At 74.7% G+C, this 16,657-nt stretch carries 13 protein-coding genes; 5 read left to right on the forward strand and 8 right to left on the reverse strand.

What is annotated here, in order from left to right:
• Positions 1–37: 37 nt before the first annotated feature.
• From ABEB03_RS39150 to ABEB03_RS39170, 5 genes are all read right to left on the reverse strand, one after another.
• Positions 38–4,750, reverse strand: a complete 4,713-nt coding sequence (locus ABEB03_RS39150) for a hypothetical protein (RefSeq protein WP_345657743.1) — start codon at positions 4,748–4,750, stop codon at positions 38–40.
• Between the two features lie 38 nt (positions 4,751–4,788).
• The gene (locus ABEB03_RS39155) at positions 4,789–5,667 is read right to left on the reverse strand and encodes a hypothetical protein (RefSeq protein ID WP_345657744.1); all 879 of its coding nucleotides are present in this window, start codon (positions 5,665–5,667) and stop codon (positions 4,789–4,791) included.
• Positions 5,664–5,807 carry a hypothetical protein gene (locus tag ABEB03_RS39160; RefSeq protein ID WP_345657746.1) on the reverse strand — a complete coding sequence of 48 codons (144 nt, stop codon included), beginning with the start codon at positions 5,805–5,807 and terminating at the stop codon, positions 5,664–5,666. Before ABEB03_RS39160 ends, ABEB03_RS39155 begins: the two co-directional genes overlap by 4 nt.
• Before the next feature lie 88 nt (positions 5,808–5,895).
• On the reverse strand, positions 5,896–7,422 hold the full coding sequence (locus ABEB03_RS39165) for a hypothetical protein (protein WP_345657747.1): 1,527 nt from the start codon (positions 7,420–7,422) through the stop codon (positions 5,896–5,898).
• Positions 7,423–7,515: 93 nt separating this feature from the next.
• A complete protein-coding gene (locus tag ABEB03_RS39170; RefSeq protein ID WP_345657748.1) occupies positions 7,516–8,220 on the reverse strand; it encodes a GntR family transcriptional regulator in 705 nt (234 codons plus the stop codon).
• A 426-nt stretch (positions 8,221–8,646) separates the two neighbouring features.
• Between ABEB03_RS39170 and ABEB03_RS39175 the strand changes: the two genes are divergently transcribed.
• The 5 genes from ABEB03_RS39175 (at position 8,647) to ABEB03_RS39195 (ending at position 13,178) form a co-directional block, all read left to right on the forward strand.
• Complete coding sequence (locus ABEB03_RS39175; RefSeq protein WP_345657749.1) at positions 8,647–9,966, forward strand: MFS transporter; 1,320 nt, start codon at positions 8,647–8,649, stop codon at positions 9,964–9,966.
• A gap of 14 nt (positions 9,967–9,980) precedes the next feature.
• On the forward strand, positions 9,981–10,823 hold the full coding sequence (locus ABEB03_RS39180; RefSeq protein ID WP_345657823.1) for a putative hydro-lyase: 843 nt from the start codon (positions 9,981–9,983) through the stop codon (positions 10,821–10,823).
• Between the two features lie 38 nt (positions 10,824–10,861).
• Positions 10,862–11,620 (forward strand): LamB/YcsF family protein, encoded by a 759-nt coding sequence (locus ABEB03_RS39185; protein ID WP_345657750.1) that lies wholly within the window; start codon positions 10,862–10,864, stop codon positions 11,618–11,620.
• 74 nt (positions 11,621–11,694) lie between these two features.
• Complete coding sequence (locus tag ABEB03_RS39190) at positions 11,695–12,312, forward strand: 5-oxoprolinase subunit B family protein (protein ID WP_345657824.1); 618 nt, start codon at positions 11,695–11,697, stop codon at positions 12,310–12,312.
• Positions 12,309–13,178, forward strand: coding sequence for a 5-oxoprolinase subunit C family protein (locus ABEB03_RS39195; protein ID WP_345657752.1), 870 nt, complete (start codon positions 12,309–12,311; stop codon positions 13,176–13,178). The genes ABEB03_RS39190 and ABEB03_RS39195 overlap by 4 nt, the downstream gene beginning before the upstream one ends.
• 222 nt (positions 13,179–13,400) lie before the next feature.
• On the opposite strand, the gene ABEB03_RS39200 is transcribed toward ABEB03_RS39195, so the two are convergent.
• The 3 genes from ABEB03_RS39200 to ABEB03_RS39210 are packed head-to-tail and all read right to left on the reverse strand — an operon-like array spanning position 13,401 to position 16,656.
• A complete protein-coding gene (locus ABEB03_RS39200) occupies positions 13,401–14,246 on the reverse strand; it encodes an SGNH/GDSL hydrolase family protein (RefSeq protein WP_345657753.1) in 846 nt (281 codons plus the stop codon).
• On the reverse strand, positions 14,243–15,397 hold the full coding sequence (locus ABEB03_RS39205; protein WP_345657754.1) for a glycosyltransferase: 1,155 nt from the start codon (positions 15,395–15,397) through the stop codon (positions 14,243–14,245). Before ABEB03_RS39205 ends, ABEB03_RS39200 begins: the two co-directional genes overlap by 4 nt.
• A complete protein-coding gene (locus tag ABEB03_RS39210; RefSeq protein ID WP_345657755.1) occupies positions 15,394–16,656 on the reverse strand; it encodes a glycosyltransferase family 4 protein in 1,263 nt (420 codons plus the stop codon). Before ABEB03_RS39210 ends, ABEB03_RS39205 begins: the two co-directional genes overlap by 4 nt.
• Between the last annotated feature and the right edge of the window lies 1 nt (position 16,657).

The following is a 16,657-nucleotide window of genomic DNA, read 5'->3' on the forward strand; positions in this document are numbered from 1 at the left end:
CCGCGCGCCGGGCCGGCGCGCGGCTCCCCGCCACGGCTCAGGGCTGTGGAGTGCTCGGCGCGGGACGCTTGTACATCCGCGTCGCCGTGATCTCGCTGTGCACGGCCTCCCCCGCCTGCGGCTGCTGCGGCAGTCCCGGCCGCAGGTGCTCCTCCACGCTGATGTACTTCAGGCCGGCACGCAGGTCGGCGTCGTTGCGCAGCCGGATCACCAGCGGGAACTCGGCGAGCGCCGTCGTGTCGAACAGGCCCGTGGTGTACAGGAGCTGGACGCCGAGCGCGTCCGAGACGGCCCGCTGGAGCTCCAGCAGGTACGTCGCGTTGGCGCGGCCGATGGGGTTGTCGAGGAAGAGCGTGCCCGCGTGGCGGTGCTTGTCGCGGCCCCGGTCGTTGCTGCGCAGCGCGGCCATCGTGCAGTACAGGGCGATGGCCGCGGTGAGCAGCTGGCCGCCGGAGAAGACGTCGCCCATCTGTCCGACCGGGACACGCTCGGCGCGCAGCACGGCGTCCGGCTTGAGGATCTCGACGGCGATGCCCTTCGGCTGGAGCGCCGCGCTGACCCCGCGCAGCAGCAGCGACATGCCGTCGCGGCGCATGTCCGAGTTCTTCCTGACCGCCGCGCGGGTCGCCTCGTCGACGACCTCGCCGAGCCGCTCGGTGAGCGTGGCCTGGTCGGGCTCCTCGAAGCGGATCCGCAGGAACTCCTGTCCGGACCACTCGCCGAGCCCTTCGGGGAGGCGGGACAGCCGCTGCGCGGACCGCAGAGTGGCGAGCGACGACTCCACGAGCCCGCGCAGCCGGTCCACGATCGAGTCGCGGTTGCGCTCCAGCTGTGCCAGCTCGTCGGTCAGCACCCGCAGCCGGGGCGCGAACGCGTCCGCCCACTTCTGCGCGTGCTCCGGCAGCGCGGCGGCGGGAAGCTCGCGGATCTGCTGCCGTGCGGGGGTGCGCACCTGCTCGTACCGCGTGGAGTTGGCATGCCGTACGAGGACGTCACCGGCCTCGCGGACGGCGGACTCGGCGGCGGACAGGTCGGCGGCGCAGCCCCGCAGCGAGCGGCGGGTCTCGGCGGCAAAGTGGCGTGCCTCTTCGAGCGTGCCGGGGTAGGGCTCGGGCTCCTCCTGCTCCTCGTCGGCGTGCTCCCGCAGGAGATCCCTGAGCAGGGCAGACGTCTCGTCGAAGCCGCCGGCTGCGTCCTCGGCGGCGCGGTGGGCGGCGAGCAGTTCGGCGTGGGCCTCGCGGGCCTGGTCCAACGCCTCGACACGGGAGGTCAGTTCGCCCGTGGCGGTGCGCAGCAGGCTCTGCGCGTGCTCGGCGTCGCGGGGCAGCAGTTCCTCGGGCAGCCGAGTGTGGGCCTCGCCGTCCTCGGGCGCGTGCCGCTCGGCCTCGCCGCGCAGTCGTCCGAGCTGCTCGCTCGCGGTCGACATGCGGGTCTCCAGGAGCTGCACGAGCTCCTCGGCACGGGCGGCGGCGGCCTGCCGGGAGGGCCCGTCGGAGCCGTCGGGCGATTCGAGGAGCTGGGCCGCGCGTGTGCGTACCTTGTTGCTGAGCCGGTCCAGTTCGGCGAGCGCGGCGCTCTCGTCGCTCTCGGCGCGGGCCTGCTCGGCGCGGAGGTCGGCGCCGACGCCGACCTTCTCGTACAGCTGGGACGCGGCGCGGTAGGCCTCGCGCAGCGCGGGCAGCGGGGACTGCGACGCTGCCGTCTCGTCCTCCGGTACGTCATCGGGGGCGCCGGCGATCTCCGCTCGCTCGGCGCGCAGCGCGCGGGCCGTGCGCCGGGCGTCGTCGGCCGCGCGCTGCGCGGCACGGCGGTCCTCGTCGGCGGCACGGGCGCGCTCCAGGCAGACCTGGGCCCGAGCTTCCGACTCCGCGGCCTCGTCGGCGAGTTCACGGACCTTGACCTGCCAGCCGGCGCGCTCACGCAGCCGGAACGCGAGCCCGGCGAGCGCGTCGGCGGCACGCCGGGCACGCTGCGCGGCCTCCTGGCGTTCGTCGCGCACATGGGCCGCTTCGGCCGCGGCCTCGTCGGCCTCCGCCCGGACGGTGCGGGCCTCGGCCAGCTCCGCCTCGGCCTCGTCGGCGAACGCGCGTGCTTCCCCCGCGGCCGTCGCGAGCTCGGTGAGCCGCCCGGCCGGGCATCCGGTGCGCCAGGACGCGAGGCGTGCCGCCAGCTCTCGGTCCTTGGCGAGCCGCCCGGCCAGGACGCGGATCTCCTCGTCCCGTTGGGTGGCGCGGCTGCGCAGCGTCTGCCGCTCCTCGTCGGCGGCGTGCTCGTCGTGCATGGCCGGGTTCGGCGGTACGAGGAAGACTCCGCCGTCTCCCGCGTCGGGGGCCGGGGTGGGGGCGAGCAGCGCGGCGGCGGTGCCGACGGCCACGGCCGAACGGGGCAGCAGCGCGGCGTCGCCGAGCACCTCGCGGGCCCGCGCGTGCGTGTCCGGGTCCGTGATGATCACGCCGTCGACCAGCTCCGGGCGGGCGGCGAGCACGCGCGCGTGGTCGGCGGGGTCGACGGCCTGGGCGAGATAGCGCCAGCCGGGCAGGGCGGGGATGCCGTGTTCGCCGAGGTACTCCACGGTGGCGAGCACGTCGGGGCCCGGCGGCAGCAGACCGCCGTCACCGAGGGCGCCGAGGATGCGCGCGTCGTCCGCGGCGGCGGTCCGCAGTTCGAACAGCTGGCGCTCGGCGGCGGCGACCCCGTCGTCGAGGAGCTCGCGGAGCTCGTCGGCGTAGTGGTCCAACTCGTGCGGGGCCAGGGGGCTTTCGGCCGTGTCCCAGGTGTCGTCCGCGCCGCTCCGCCCCGCCCCGGCACCGTCTTCCCTGCCGTGGCCGACACCGCCGCGGACGTCCTCGGCCGGGCTGTCGCCGGTGCGGGGTACGGGCACGGTGCCGAGGAACGTGCGGGCGGCACCCGGCAGACCGAGCAGCTCGGCCAGCCTCTCCTCCTGGGCCAGCGTCTCCGCCGTACGGCGCTCCGCCTCGTGGGACCGCTCGGCCGCCGTGGCGGCGTCCGCCGCGCGTGCGGCCGTCAGTTCCGCGCGGGACTCGGCGGAGGCCGCCTCGCGGGCGTGCTCGAAGGCACGGCGCGCGGCCTCGCGTGCGGTGTCCCAGGAGGCGACGGCCGTCTTCTCGGCGTCGCTGGCGGCGAGCGCGGCGCGGGCCGGGTCGGCGTCCGGGGCGCTGTCGTCGAGCCAGCCGGCGCGCACCGCCTCGGCGGTCTCCTGCTCGACCTCGGCGAGGCGCTGGCGCAGATGCCCGACCTCGCTGCGGGCGCGCTGCGCCGCGGTCGCCGCGGCGGTCGAGTCCGCGTAGGCCGTCTCGCCGACCTCCTGAAGACCGGCCGAGCGCTCCTCCTCCTCGTTGGCGAGGGTCTCGGCGCTCTCGGCGGCGCGGTGCAGGGCGCGGACCAGATCGACGGCGGCCTTGGCGCGCGCAGCGAGCGCGGGCGCGGCGTCGCGTTCGGCCTCCCGGATCGCGGCGGCCACGCGCGCGGAGCGGTCGGCGGCCGCGCGGTGCCGCAGCACGGCCTCGGCGGCCTGCCAGGCGGAGTGCAGGGTGCGCGCGTCGGCGAGCTCGCGCTTCTGTGCCGCCGCGGACTTCTCGGCTCCTGCCAGCGCCAACGAGGCGTGCCGGTAGGCGAGTTCGGCGGCGATCAGGGCGCTGCGCTCGCGGGCGCCCTCGGCGTGGGTGACGGCGTACGCGGCGGCGGTCACGCGCTGGGCGAGCTCACCGGCCCGCACGCGCTCCTGCACGGCACGCGCGGACAGCCGGCGTGCCAGTGTCCGGGTCCGCCGCTCCGCGCCGGCGTGGATGTCACGCGCGTGTGCGCGCGCCTCGCTGGCCTCGACGATCCGACCGAGGAGCTCGACGGAGCCGGCCGTGAAGTCGCGCTCGGCGATGAGTTCGGCCCGGCGCCCCAGCTTGTTGCCGAAGCCGCCCACCAGGTCGGCGAGTCCGTCGGTGTCCCGGGTGTCGGTGACCGCGCGGAGCAGCAGGTCGGTGAAGTCGGAGTCCTTCTTGACCGCGAAGAGGCCTGCGGCCTCACCCTCGTCGGCATTCATCTCCCGCTGGTAGCGGAAGAGTTCGGGGTCCAGGCCCAGGTCGCCGAGGTGTTCGTTCCACCGGTCGTGGATCTCCTCCCAGTGCACTTCGAGGTGCGGGTAGGCCTTGCCCGCCTCGGTGATCGCGTCCCGGAAGCCCTTCATGGTGCGGCGGCGTCCCTGCGCCCCGGACGCGCCCTCCACGGGCGGGCGCACCGCGGTGGACTCCGCGACGGGCAGATTGTCCAGGCTCAGTCCGGGGCCGGGCCGGAAGGAGTACCAGGCCTCGGCGAACTTCCGCGGGTCGTTGGAGACCTGCCGTCCGCGCCATTCGCTGGCCTTGCCGACCACGACGCACTCGCCGGTCAGCGTGTGCTGCCACTCCAGCGCGACGTGCCCGCAGTCGTCGGCGAGCAGGAACTTGCGCAGGACGCCGGAGCTGGCGCCGCCGAGGGTGTTGCGGTGGCCGGGGAGCATCACGGAGAAGATCAGCTTGAGCAGCACCGACTTGCCGCCGCCGTTCTCCAGGAAGAGCACGCCCGCGGGAGCGGGCCGGCGCGGCGGCCCGACCGGCTCCTCCTCGAAGAACTCCGCCTGGATGGGCGCGGGGTCGGGCACGGGCTCGCCGACACCCCGCAGGTCCAGCACGGTGTCGGCGTAGCGCGCACCGGCAGGCCCGATGGAGTAGAGGCGGACCCGGGACAGCTCGTACATGGCGGCGGACTCTCGTAGTCGTGAGGGGGGTGAGTCGGTCAGGAGTGGAAGGGCAGTCCGGCGTCGGCGGCCAGCTCGAGGTCGTCGGTGTCCTCGGCGGGCATCAGGGACGCGGTGCCGTCGGTCACCGGGACGACGCCCAGTTCCAGGAGCTCGGCCATGGCCGCGCTGCCGGCCATGTCACGGACCTGGAGCTGATAGCGGGCCGTCGTGCGGTAGGTGCCTCCTGCGTCGTCCCCGGTGCGCTGGAGGAATCCCGAGTCGGTGAGGAAGGCGGCCGCCTTGCCGACGATGCCGGTGGTCGAGCCGGCCAGTCGTCTCGCGTCCTTGGTGGCGCCGGTGGAGCTGCGGCGCGCCCAGATCCGCCAGGCCGCCTCCAGCCCCGGGGCGTCCGTCGCCGGGTCGGTGTTCTCGCCCTGGTCGCCCGCCCGCTCCTCCAGGCGTCGGCAGGCCTGTCGGACGAACGCGTCGACGCCGTTGACCGAGACGCGTCCGATGTATCCGTCGTCCGCGAGGTCCTCGGGGCGCGGGAAGGCGAGGGCGGCGATCGCGAGGTGGGCGAGTCCGTGCAGGAAGCGGTCGCCGGAGTCGGCAGACGCGCGGCGGGCGTAGTCGCCCATCCGGACGGCGAACACGGAGTCCTCGGCGGCGGTCACCGCCATCCCCGCGCGCGGGGACACCTCCAGCACGACCAGCCCGAGTCCGGCGGCCACGGCGTCGGCGAGCCGTGCGAACGGCGGGTCCTCCCGGTAGCGGCGCAGCAGCTCGGTGTACTCCTGGTCGCGGGCGGGCTGGAGCTTGGGCTGGAGCCCGAAGGCGACGAGCCGCGCCGCGTCGGCGGCGTCGGCCGGGGTGACGGGGGCGTGCGCCGGAGCGGCGGTGGCCTCCGCTTCACTCCACTCGACGTGCTCGGTCACGGCTGGGGCTCCTTGGTCGGCTGGTGCTTCATCACATACGTCAATGTCAGGGGGCTGTCGCCCGGTGTCTCGTGCGGCTCGCGCCGGGCCGCGTGTCCGGTCCGGTCCTGGTCGCTCGCGCGGCTCCCCGCCGGTGTCACGCGGGCTCCGTCACGGAGCCCGGCGCCACGTCCGGCCGGGGTCAGGCGGGCGTCGGTCCGGCCCCGCGTCCGGCTGCGGTCCGGCATCTCATGCGGCTTCCGTGCGGTCCGCCGCCATCCCCGCCGCGTCCAGCAGCGCGGTGCCGACGATGAGGTCGGCGCCGCCGAACTCCGGGTCGTCCAGCTCCGTGCCGTCGTCCACCGCGAAGAGCAGCTTCTCCTCGCCCTGCCGGTAGGCGGTGCCGACCGGAGGGCTGGCCGCGTGGACGGCCAGCAGCGCGACCAGGTAGGGCAGTTCGGGATCGCGGCGGCGGGCTTCGGCGAGGAGTCCGGACAGGCGGCGCGGCGCGTCCGCGGGCAGGTCCAGCAGCTCCCTCGCGGAGGCGAGCTGCTCCTCACTGAACCGGCTGTCGTCCGGCGTGGCGATCAGATCGGGCTCGGGCATCTCGGCGCCGAGGTGCTCCCGCTCCACGGGCGGGGTCAGGAGCAGGTCGACGAGATCCCCGACGCGTACGGCGACGGGGGTGCGCAGCCCCGTCCCGCGGGCGAAGAAGGCGTCGGTGACGCGCAGGGCCTGTTCCACCGGCAGGGGCAGCACGGGGGCGACGAGATGTCCGTACAGGTCGATGCCGGACGTCGTCATGGGGGTCGCGAAGGCCTGCCGGTCCTGCTCCGCGCGGAACAGGGGGCCCGCCTCCAGCAGCCGGGACTGGAGCTGGGTGTGCCTGCGGATGCAGTCCTTGACGATGTCGACGAGCTCGGCGGCCCGCCGCTTGTGCTCCGGATCCTCGGACTCGTCCCGGGCCTTGCGGATGTTGGTGAGGATCGCGTTCTCGTGGCGGTACCGGTCGGCCACGTGGTCCAGCGCCTCGGCGATCATGTCCGGGACGGCCTGGAGCCAGTCGACGGCCCGCACATTGCGGCGGGTCGCGTCCAGCGCCCGGCGGAGCGTCTCGGAGTACTGCACGGTGCGGTAGCGGGCCTGCTCGGCGGCGAGCTGGGCGTCCGCGAGCCGGCCCCTGCTGATCAGCACCTCCAGCTTGACCTCGGCGGCGATCTGCGCGCTGGTGACGTCGGTGTCGAGGGCGCCGACGAGGACGTTGACCGCTTCGTCGGTCGTACGGAGGTAGACGCTGCCGCCGTATCCGGGCACCTCCTCGATCAGCTTGAAGTCGTAGTCGCGGCGGACGTAGGAGCCGTCGGGCGCGAAGGTGCCGTACACCGCGCGGAAGCCGCGGTCGACGCTGCCGACGTTGATCAGGTTCTCCAGGACCCAGCGGGCCACGCGCTCGTGCTCGGCGACGGGCCGTCGCGGGGCCTGCGCGGCGATGCGCGGGATGAGCCTGGCCACTATCTGGTCGTGGTCGGCACCCGTGTCGAAGTCCATGTTGAGTGTGACGAGGTCGATGGCGGCGAGGGCGATCTCCGCCATTCCGTAGACCGTGTACTCACCCGCGAGGTTCGCCTTGCGTGCGTCGAGGTCGTGCAGCGGCGCGGTGCAGGCGAGCGCGCGCAGGCGCCGCGCCAGGCCCTCGTCGGCGGCCGGGCCCGGTGCAGGACGCGGCCCCGCGCTGAGCTGGGGCGGAACGCTGTCCGTCGATGCAGGCGAAGTCACGGTGCACAGACTAGGTCCTCGGTCTGACAACGGTCGAAACGACGCAGATGCGACCGGCGGTCACGACGGGCACGGCGGTGGCCCCCGGCCCGGTCAGGCGGTGCCCTGCGCCGCGTCGGCCACCCGCCGCCCGTACACCTCGACGAGGCCTCTGAGCGAGTCGTCGAGATAGACCGAGAGCAGTTGCTCGGCACGGTCCCGGTCGCCGTCCTGGAGGGTGCCGAGAATGTCACGGTTGCGGAGGAGGTAAGGCTCGTGCAGCCGCCGGGGGTCGTCGACCACATGGAAGGCGAGGCGGAGTTCGGCGAAGACGCTGCGCATCAGCTCGTCGGTGCGGTCGCTCCCGGCGAGCGCCACCAGTTCCCGGTGGAAGTGGATGTTGGCGGTGGAAACGCCCTTCCAGTCGCCCTCGCGCGCCGCCCGCTGTCCGTCGGCGACGGCGCGGGCGAGGCCGTCCACGGCGTACGGCGGCTCGCCGAGGCCCCGGACCACGGCGCACTCGACGAGGGAGCGGGTGCGGTAGATGTCCTCGACGTCGTCGACGGTCAACACCCGTACGAAGACGCCGCGGTTGAGCTCGTGGACCAGCAGCCGTTCGTGCGTGAGCAGCCGGAAGGCCTCCCGCAGGGTGTTGCGGGAGACGCCGAGCGCCCCGCCGATGCTGTCCTCGGACAATCGCGTGCCGGGCGGGAAGAACCCGTCGGCGATGCGGCTCCTGAGGATGTCCGAGACCCGCTCGGCGGTGCTGGTGCGGCCCAGCAGGGCGCGATCGTCGGCCAGTCCCGTCAGCTCTGCCATGCCCGGAATTCAATCGCAGATACAAGAACGAAACAACATGGGTATTGAGGGATCGTTCAACGATCCTCTACCTTGACGGTCAGGCGTCATCCGCTCGGCTTCACCGCACCACCGAAACAACTGCGGACAAATCGCCCATAAAACCGCATAGATGGTGCTCGCGCGGCTGCGGGCGCACTTGCAGCGCAGCCACGAACCGCACACGCACGCACCTGCTCGCACGACCGCACATGCCAGACCGCAGGACTCGCACACGCACCCGCTCGCACGACCGCGCACGCCAAGCCGCACGACCGCACACGCCAAGCCGCACCACCCGCACGACCGCGCACGGCAGGCCGCCGAACCGCACCGCTCCGGCGTCCGCCGCCGCGCGCCGCATCGCTCAGCCCAAAGCACCCTCCGTCCCCTCACTGTGAGGTGCCCATGAGCACAACCCCTCCGTCCCAGGCCCTGACCCCGGACGCCCGGCCGGGCGCACCCGAACCCGCCGATCAGGACGGCGCGTTCGGCTGGCTGCGGGCACTCGGCCCGCGGGGCCGCCGCGCCTTCGGTGGCGCCTTCGGTGGCTACGCCCTCGACTCCTACGACTACTTCACGCTGCCGCTCAGCATGGTCGCGCTCGCCGCGTACTTCGGCCTGGACAGCGGCCAGACAGGCCTGTTCACCACGGTCACGCTGGTCGTCTCGGCGATCGGCGGCGCGGTCGCCGGCGTCGTCGCGGACCGCATCGGGCGCGTGAAGGCGCTGCTGCTCACCGTGGCCACCTACGCGGTGTTCACCGTGGCCTGCGGCTTCGCGCCCAACTACGAGACGCTGCTGGTCTTCCGGGCCCTTCAGGGCCTCGGCTTCGGCGGCGAGTGGGCGGTCGGCGCGATCCTGGTCGCCGAGTACGCGAGCCCGCGCCACCGCGGCCGTACGCTCGGCGCGGTCCAGAGCTCCTGGGCCGTCGGCTGGGGGCTCGCGGTCGTCGTCTACACGCTGGTCTTCCAGTACGTCGACGACGACCTCGCCTGGCGCGTGATGTTCTGGACCGGCGCACTGCCCGCCCTGCTCGTCGTCTGGGTCCGCCGCAAGGTGCAGGACGCCCCCGAGGCGGCCGCCCAGCGCGAGAAGAGCGCCCGGAAGGGCTCGTTCACCGCCATCTTCAAGCCCGCCGGCGCCGACGGTCCCGGCCTGCTGCGCACCACGTTCTTCGCGGTCCTGCTCTCCACCGGAGTCCAGGGCGGCTACTACACGCTGGCCACCTGGGTGCCCACCTACCTGAAGACGGAACGCGGTCTGTCCGTCGTCGGCACCGGCAGCTACCTCACGTTCCTGATCTCCGGGGCCTTCATCGGCTACCTCACCGGCGGCTACCTCACCGACAAGCTCGGCCGCAAGCGCAACATCCTGCTCTTCGCGATCCTGTCGGCGGCCTGCATCCTCGCGTACGCGAACATCCCCAGCGGCGCCGACGACCTGCTCCTCGTGCTCGGTTTCCCGCTGGGCTTCTGCATGTCGGCCATCTTTAGCGGTTTCGGCTCGTTCCTGAGCGAGCTGTACCCGGCGGCGGTGCGCGGCACGGGGCAGGGCTTCACGTACAACACCGGGCGTGCCGTGGGCGCGGTCTTCCCCACCACCGTCGGTTTCCTGGCCGACAGTTGGGGCGTGGGCGGCGCTCTGGTCTTCGGCGCGATCGGCTACGCCCTCGCCGCGGTGGCCCTCCTCGGGCTCCCCGAGACGCGCGGGAAGGAGCTCCGGTGAAGGACACCCTCCAGGTGCGCCCGTCGAGTCTCCCCGGCCGGCGACTCCCCGCGGCCGGCGCGCCCGACCGCGACGGCCACTCGCACGCGTGGACGCCCGCAGAGGCGCGGGCCCGCTACCGTTCGGGTCTGTCCGGCCCCACCGCGGGGGTTGCCGCGGGCCACACGCAGGCGAACCTCATCTCGGTCCCCGCCGACTGGGCGTACGAGATGCTGCTGTTCTGCCAGCGCAACCCCAAGCCCTGCCCGGTGCTGGACGTCACCGACGCCGGCGCCTGGACCACTCCGCTCGCCGAGGGTGCCGACCTGCGCACCGACCTCCCGCGCTACCGGGTGTGGGAACACGGCGAGTTGGTCGACGAGCCGACGGACGTGCTGGACCGCTGGCGTGACGACCTGGTGTCCTTCCTCATCGGGTGCAGCTTCACCTTCGAGTGGGCGCTGAGCGAGGCGGGGGTACCGATGCGCCACATCGAACAGGGCCGCAACGTCTCGATGTACGTGACGGCACGTCAGTGCCGTCCCGCGGGGCGGCTGCACGGCCCGATGGTGGTGTCGATGCGCCCGGTCCCGCCCGAGCACCTGGCAGCGGCGATCAGGGAGAGCAGCCTGCTGCCCGCCGTGCACGGCGGGCCGGTGCACTGCGGTGAACCGTCGGGGCTGGGCGTCGAGGACCTCGCACGCCCCGACTTCGGCGATCCCGCCGACTTCGCGCCGGACGACATCCCGGTGTTCTGGGCGTGCGGTGTCACGCCCCAGGCGGCCGTGATGGCCTCCCGACCCCCTTTCGCGATCACCCACGCACCCGGTCAGATGTTCCTCACGGACACCCGTGACGAGCAGTACCGCGTGGCGTGACACGGCCCACGACGACCGAACAGGAGGGACCGCCCCCCATGACCCCGATCGATCTCAACGCCGACCTCGGCGAGGGCTTCGGCCGCTGGCGGCTGACCGACGACGAACAACTGCTGTCCGTCGTCACCAGCGCCAACGTGGCCTGCGGCTTCCACGCCGGGGACGCGGCCACCATGCGGCGCGTGTGCGCGCTGGCGGCCGAGCGCGGCGTGCGGATCGGTGCCCAGGTCTCCTACCGGGACCTGGCGGGGTTCGGACGGCGCGCGATGGACGTGCCGTCGGACGAGCTGGCCGCCGAAGTGGCGTACCAGATCGGCGCCTTGGAGGTCTTCGCGCGCGCGGCCGGCTCACGTGTCGCGTATGTGAAGCCGCACGGCGCGCTCTACAACCGTGTGGTGCACGACGAGGAGCAGGCGGCGGCGGTCGTCGAGGGCGTCCGGCTCGCGGACACCGCCCTGCCCGTCCTCGGCCTGCCGTCGTCCCGCTTCCTGAAACTCGCCGAACAGGCCGGACTGCCCACCGCCACCGAGGCGTTCGCGGACCGCGCGTACACCGAGGAGGGCACGCTGGTGCCGCGGGGCCAGGACGGCGCGGTCATCACGGACGCCGAGGCCGTGGTCGAGCGCTCGGTGGGACTGGCCCGCCTCGGTGAGGTGAGCGCCCTGTCCGGGACCCGCATCCCGGTCCGGGCACGCTCCCTGTGCCTGCACGGGGACACCCCGGGCGCGGTCGACCTGGCCCGCCGCGTGCGCGAACGCCTGGAGTCCTCCGGCGTCCGCGTCGAGGCGTTCGCATGACGGCCGCTCCCCTCGGGGAAGGCTCCGCCCCGTCCGCCGGGACCGGGGTCGCGGCCCGGCCCCCGGAGGACGGCGTGCGGGCGCTGCCCGTCGGGGAGAGCGCCCTGCTCGTCGAGGTCCCTTCCGGCGACGCCGCCCAGGCCCTGCACGCGGAGCTGCTGCGCCGTCGCGCCGAGGGGTCCCTGTCCGTGCGGGAGATCGTCCCGGCGGCCCGTACCGTCCTCCTGGACGGTGTGGACGACCCGGTCGGGCTGGCCGGGCGGCTGCCCTCGTGGCACGTCCCGCCGCTGCCCGCGCGCGCGGACGGCACCGTCGAGATCCCCGTGCGGTACGACGGCCCCGACCTGGCGGACGTCGCGGCGCTGTGGGGTGTCGACGAGCGGGAGGTGCCCGCGATCCACGCGGCGGCCGAGTTCCGGGTCGCCTTCTGCGGGTTCGCCCCCGGCTTCGGCTATCTCACGGGGCTGCCGTCCCGGTACGACGTGCCCCGCCGGGCGACCCCGCGCACGGCGGTCCCGGCGGGTTCCGTGGCGCTCGCCGGCCCGTACACGGGCGTGTACCCGCGTTCCTCGCCGGGCGGCTGGCAGCTGATCGGCACGACGGACGCGGTGTTGTGGGACCACGCGCGTGTGCCCGCGGCGCTGCTGACACCGGGTGCCCGCGTCCGCTTCGTCCCGGTGGAGCCCTCATGACGGACCGTGCGCTGTCCGTCGTCCGATCCGGAGCCCTCACCACCGTCCAGGACGAGGGCCGCCCCGGCCACGCGCACCTCGGCGTGCCGCGCTCCGGCGCGCTCGACCCGCCCGCGGCGGCACTGGCCAACCGGCTCGTCGGCAATCCGGCGGAGGCGGCCGTCCTGGAGACGACGCTCGACGGCTGCGCCCTGCGGCCGCGTTCGGCGGTCGTCGTGGCGGTGACGGGAGCGCCCTGCCCGGTGACCGTGGACGGCCGTCCCGCCGCCTGGGGCGCGCCCGTGCACGTGCCCGCCGGGGCACTCCTGGACATCGGCTCCGCGCGCGCGGGGCTGCGCAGTTACGTGGCATTCTCGGGAGGCGTGGCCGTGGAGCCGGTCCTCGGGAGCCGGTCCACCGACCTCCTCTCGGGCCTCGGACCGGCGCCCCTCACGGACGGCACGGTGCTGCCCCTGGGCCGACCCGGCGTGCTCCACGCGCGCGTGGACGTCGTCCCGCACGTCGCGCCGCCCTCCGAACTGGTACTGCGCGTGACGCCCGGTCCGCGCGACGACTGGTTCACGGCGTCGGCGCTGCGCACCCTCACCACACGCGCGTACCGGGTGTCCTCGGCGAGCAACCGCATCGGCCTGCGGACGGACGGGCCCTCGCTGGAGAGGTCCGTCTCAGGCGAACTCCCCAGCGAGGGCCTGGTCCTGGGCGCCGTCCAGGTACCGCCGGACGGCAGACCGGTGGTGTTCCTCGCCGACCATCCGACCACCGGCGGGTACCCGGTGATCGCGGTCGTCCGTCGCGTCGACCTCCCGGCGGCCGCTCAGGCGGTGCCGGGCACGCCGGTCCGCTTCACGCTCGTACGCCGCCGCTGAGCACGCGGCCGACGAGCGCGGGCACAGCACTGAGGCGCGGCCGCACGCCGACACCGAACGCCCCTCGGCCGCTGCCACGCGGTCGCAGACCGCCACCGAGCATCCGTACGCCGCCGCCGCGCGGTCGCACACCGACACCCAGCATCCGTACGCCGATGCCACGCAGTCGCGCACCGACACCCGGCGGCAGTGCGCCGCCCCGAGGAGGTCGCGCCCCGCTCCTCATGCCACGTCCGGCTGTTCGGCCGCCGAGAGGGCGGCGAGCGCGGACGCCACGGCGTGCGAGGCGCTCAGGTCGAGCCGGGCGCTGGTGCCGCGCGCCCGGTGCCGTACCTCGGCGGCGGCGAGGGTGAGGAGCTGCGGCAGCAGGTCCGTGCACCGGCGGGCCACCCACCCCGTGCCCGCGGTGGCCAGCCACCACAGGCCGGCCGACCGGGTGGGCGGCGGGAACTCGAGCTCGGCGCCGGGCGCCGTCCCGTCGGCGACGCCCTCGCGCGTGAGCACCGCATGGAAGCGGAGGGCGAGTTGCCGGTGCCCGCGCTCTCCGGGGTGCAGCCGGTCCGCGCTCCACATCGCGCGGTCCCGCAGCCACGCGCCCTCCGCGGCGTGCAGGTGCACCGCCCCGTACCGCTCGGACAGCGCGTGCACGACGGTGTTGACGGCCCGCTGCCGCCGGGCCAGGGGGCGGGCCAGGGCGCCCGGCAGCCCGAGCATGGCGCCGGGGTCCGGCAGGCACGCGGTGAGCAGGACGGCGTCCTGGCCCCGGAAGGCCGCGTACACCTTGTCGAGCCGGGCGGCCACGGCATGGATGTCGAAGGTGCACCGCAGGGTGTCGTTGACGCCGATCACGACGGACACCACGTCCGGCCGCAGGGCCAGCGCCACCGGTGTCTGCCGCTCCAGCACGTCGCGGGTCTGCGCCCCGCTCACGGCGAGGTTGGTGAAGTCGACGGACCGGGCGAGACCGTCGGCGAGCAGCGCGGCCCATCCCCGACGGCGCTCGCCCACGGGGTCGCCCACGCCTTCCGTGAGCGAGTCGCCGAGGGCCACGAACCGAAGCGGTCTCATCCCACGCCCTCCTGGAGACGCGGCCGCACCTGGACCTCGGCGTCGTGCGCGGCGAGGAAGCCCGCCACGGCGTCGCCCCAGCCGAAGCACTCCGCACGCGCGCGTGCCGCTTGCCTGCGGTCGCGTTCGGGCCGGCCGAGCAGCAGCCGTACCGCGTCCGCGAAGGACTCCCCGCTGTCCGCCGCCGTGGCGCCGGCCGCGCCGACGATCTCCGGGAGCGCGGACAGCGCGCTGGCCACCACGGGGGTCCCGCAAGCCATGGCCTCCAGCGCGGCCAGCCCGAACGTCTCGGCGGGACCGGGCGCCAGGCACACGTCGGCGGTGGCCTGGAGGGCGCCCAGAGCGGCACGGTCGGCGACGTGCCCGAGGAACGTGACGGGCAGGTTCCGCTCCCGTGCGCGCTGTTCGAGCCGGGTCCTGAGCGGCCCGTCCCCGGCGACGACGAGAACGGCCCGCCGTCCTCGCCGCAGCAGCGCCTCCAGCGCGTCGAGCGCCGTGCCCGGCCGCTTCTCGACCGACAGCCGCGAGCACATCACGAGCAACACCTCGCCCCCGCGCGCGTGGCGGGCCCGCAGCGTCTCGTCCCGCAGCGCGGGATGCCGCCCCACCAGGTCGACGCCCAGGGGGGCGCGTACGACGTTGCGGGCGCCGATCCGGACGAACTCGCGCTCGGCGAACTCGGTGGTGCACACCACGCGCGCGTAGGTGTGCGCGGTGCGGACGTTGAGGGCGTCGGCGGTCCGCCGGGCCAGGCCTTCCGGCAGCCCCCAGGTCCGCAGCACGCCGTCGGCGGTCTCGTGGGAGACCATCACGGCGGGCACCCTGGCCCGCCGTGCCCACACCCCGGTCCAGCGCAGGGTGGTCCGGTCGGAGACCTCCAGGCGGTCGGGCGCGAGGGACTCCAGGAGCCCGGCCACCCGCCGCTTGTCGGTGAGCACCCGGTAGCCGCCCGTCCCGGGCAGCAGCGGTCCGGGCAGCGTGATCACCCGGCCCTGTTCGGTCTCCTCGTCGCTCGCGCGCTCGCCGGGGACGACCAGGACCGGTTCGTGCCCGGCCGCCCGGTAGCCGGCGCCCAGCTCGCGCAGCGCGGTGCGCAGGCCGCCGGAGGCGGGGGCGACGAAGTTGGCGAGCCGTACGATGCGCAGCTTCATGCCGCCACCGGCTTCCGTGCGAAGAGCACGTCCGTGTAGTGCCCGATGAGCTGGTCGCCCACGGCGGCCCAGGTACGGCCCTCGACCATGTCCCGCGCCGCGGTGCCGTACGCCCTGCGCAGGCCCGGGTCGGCGGCCAGGGCGGCCACCGCGTCCCGTACGGCGTCGGCGTCGCGCGGCGGCACCAGCAGTCCCGTGCGGCCGTGGGCGACCAGGTCGAGCGGTCCACCCGCTGCGGGTGCGACGACGGGTACCCCGCTCGCCATGGCCTCCTGCACGGTCTGGCAGAAGGTCTCGAAGGGGCCGGTGTGCACGAAGACGTCCAAGGAGGCGAAGATGCGGGCGAGTTCGTCGCCGGTGCGACGGCCGAGGAAGACGGCGCCGGGGAGGGCACCCCTCAGGGTCGTCCCGCTCGGGCCGTCGCCGACCACGACCACGCGCACGCCGTCGAGGCCGCAGGCGCCCGCCAGCAGTTCGATGTGCTTCTCGGGGGCGAGCCGACCGACGTAGCCCACGATCAGTCGGCCGTCGGGCGCCAGTTCGCGGCGCAGCCTTTCGTCCCGGTGTCCGGGGCGGAAGCGGACCGTGTCGACGCCCCGCGGCCACAGTCGAACCCGGGGCACGCCGTGCGCCTCCAGGTCGGCCAGGGCGGCGCTGGACGGGGCGAGGGTCCGGTCGGCGGCGGCGTGCACGGAGCGTATGCGCCGCCAGGCGGTGGCTTCGCCGGCGCCCATGTAGGTGCGGGCGTAGCCGGCGAGGTCGGTCTGGTAGACGGCGACGGCGGGGATGCCGAGCCGGGAGGCGGCGGCCATGCCGCGCACGCCGAGGACGAAGGGGCTGGCCAGGTGGACGATGTCGGCACGGTGTTCGGTGATCGCGGCGGCGACGCGTCGGCTGGGGAGGGCGACGCGGACCTGGGGATAGCCCGGGAGCGGGAGGGAGGGGACACGGACGACGGGGCACGGCGCCGAGGCGTCGGCCCCCGTCCCGGCGACGGGTTCACCGCCCCGCCCGTGGGCGTCCGCCCACCCGGGCGCAGCGGAGAACGGGGAATCGGTCGGGGACGGGACGGACTTGGCGGACGCCGAGGACTTGGGGGACGCCGAGGACTTGGGGGACGCCGAGGACTTGGGGGACGCCGGAGCGACGACGAGGGGAGCGTGACCGCGATCGACGAGGTGCCGGGCGGTCTGGAGCGCGCAGTGGGCCACGCCGTTCACATCGGGGGGAAAGGATTCGGTCACGATGACGACACGCATA

Source organism: Streptomyces siamensis, assembly GCF_039543605.1.
Taxonomy (GTDB): Bacteria; Actinomycetota; Actinomycetes; order Streptomycetales; family Streptomycetaceae; genus Streptomyces; species Streptomyces siamensis.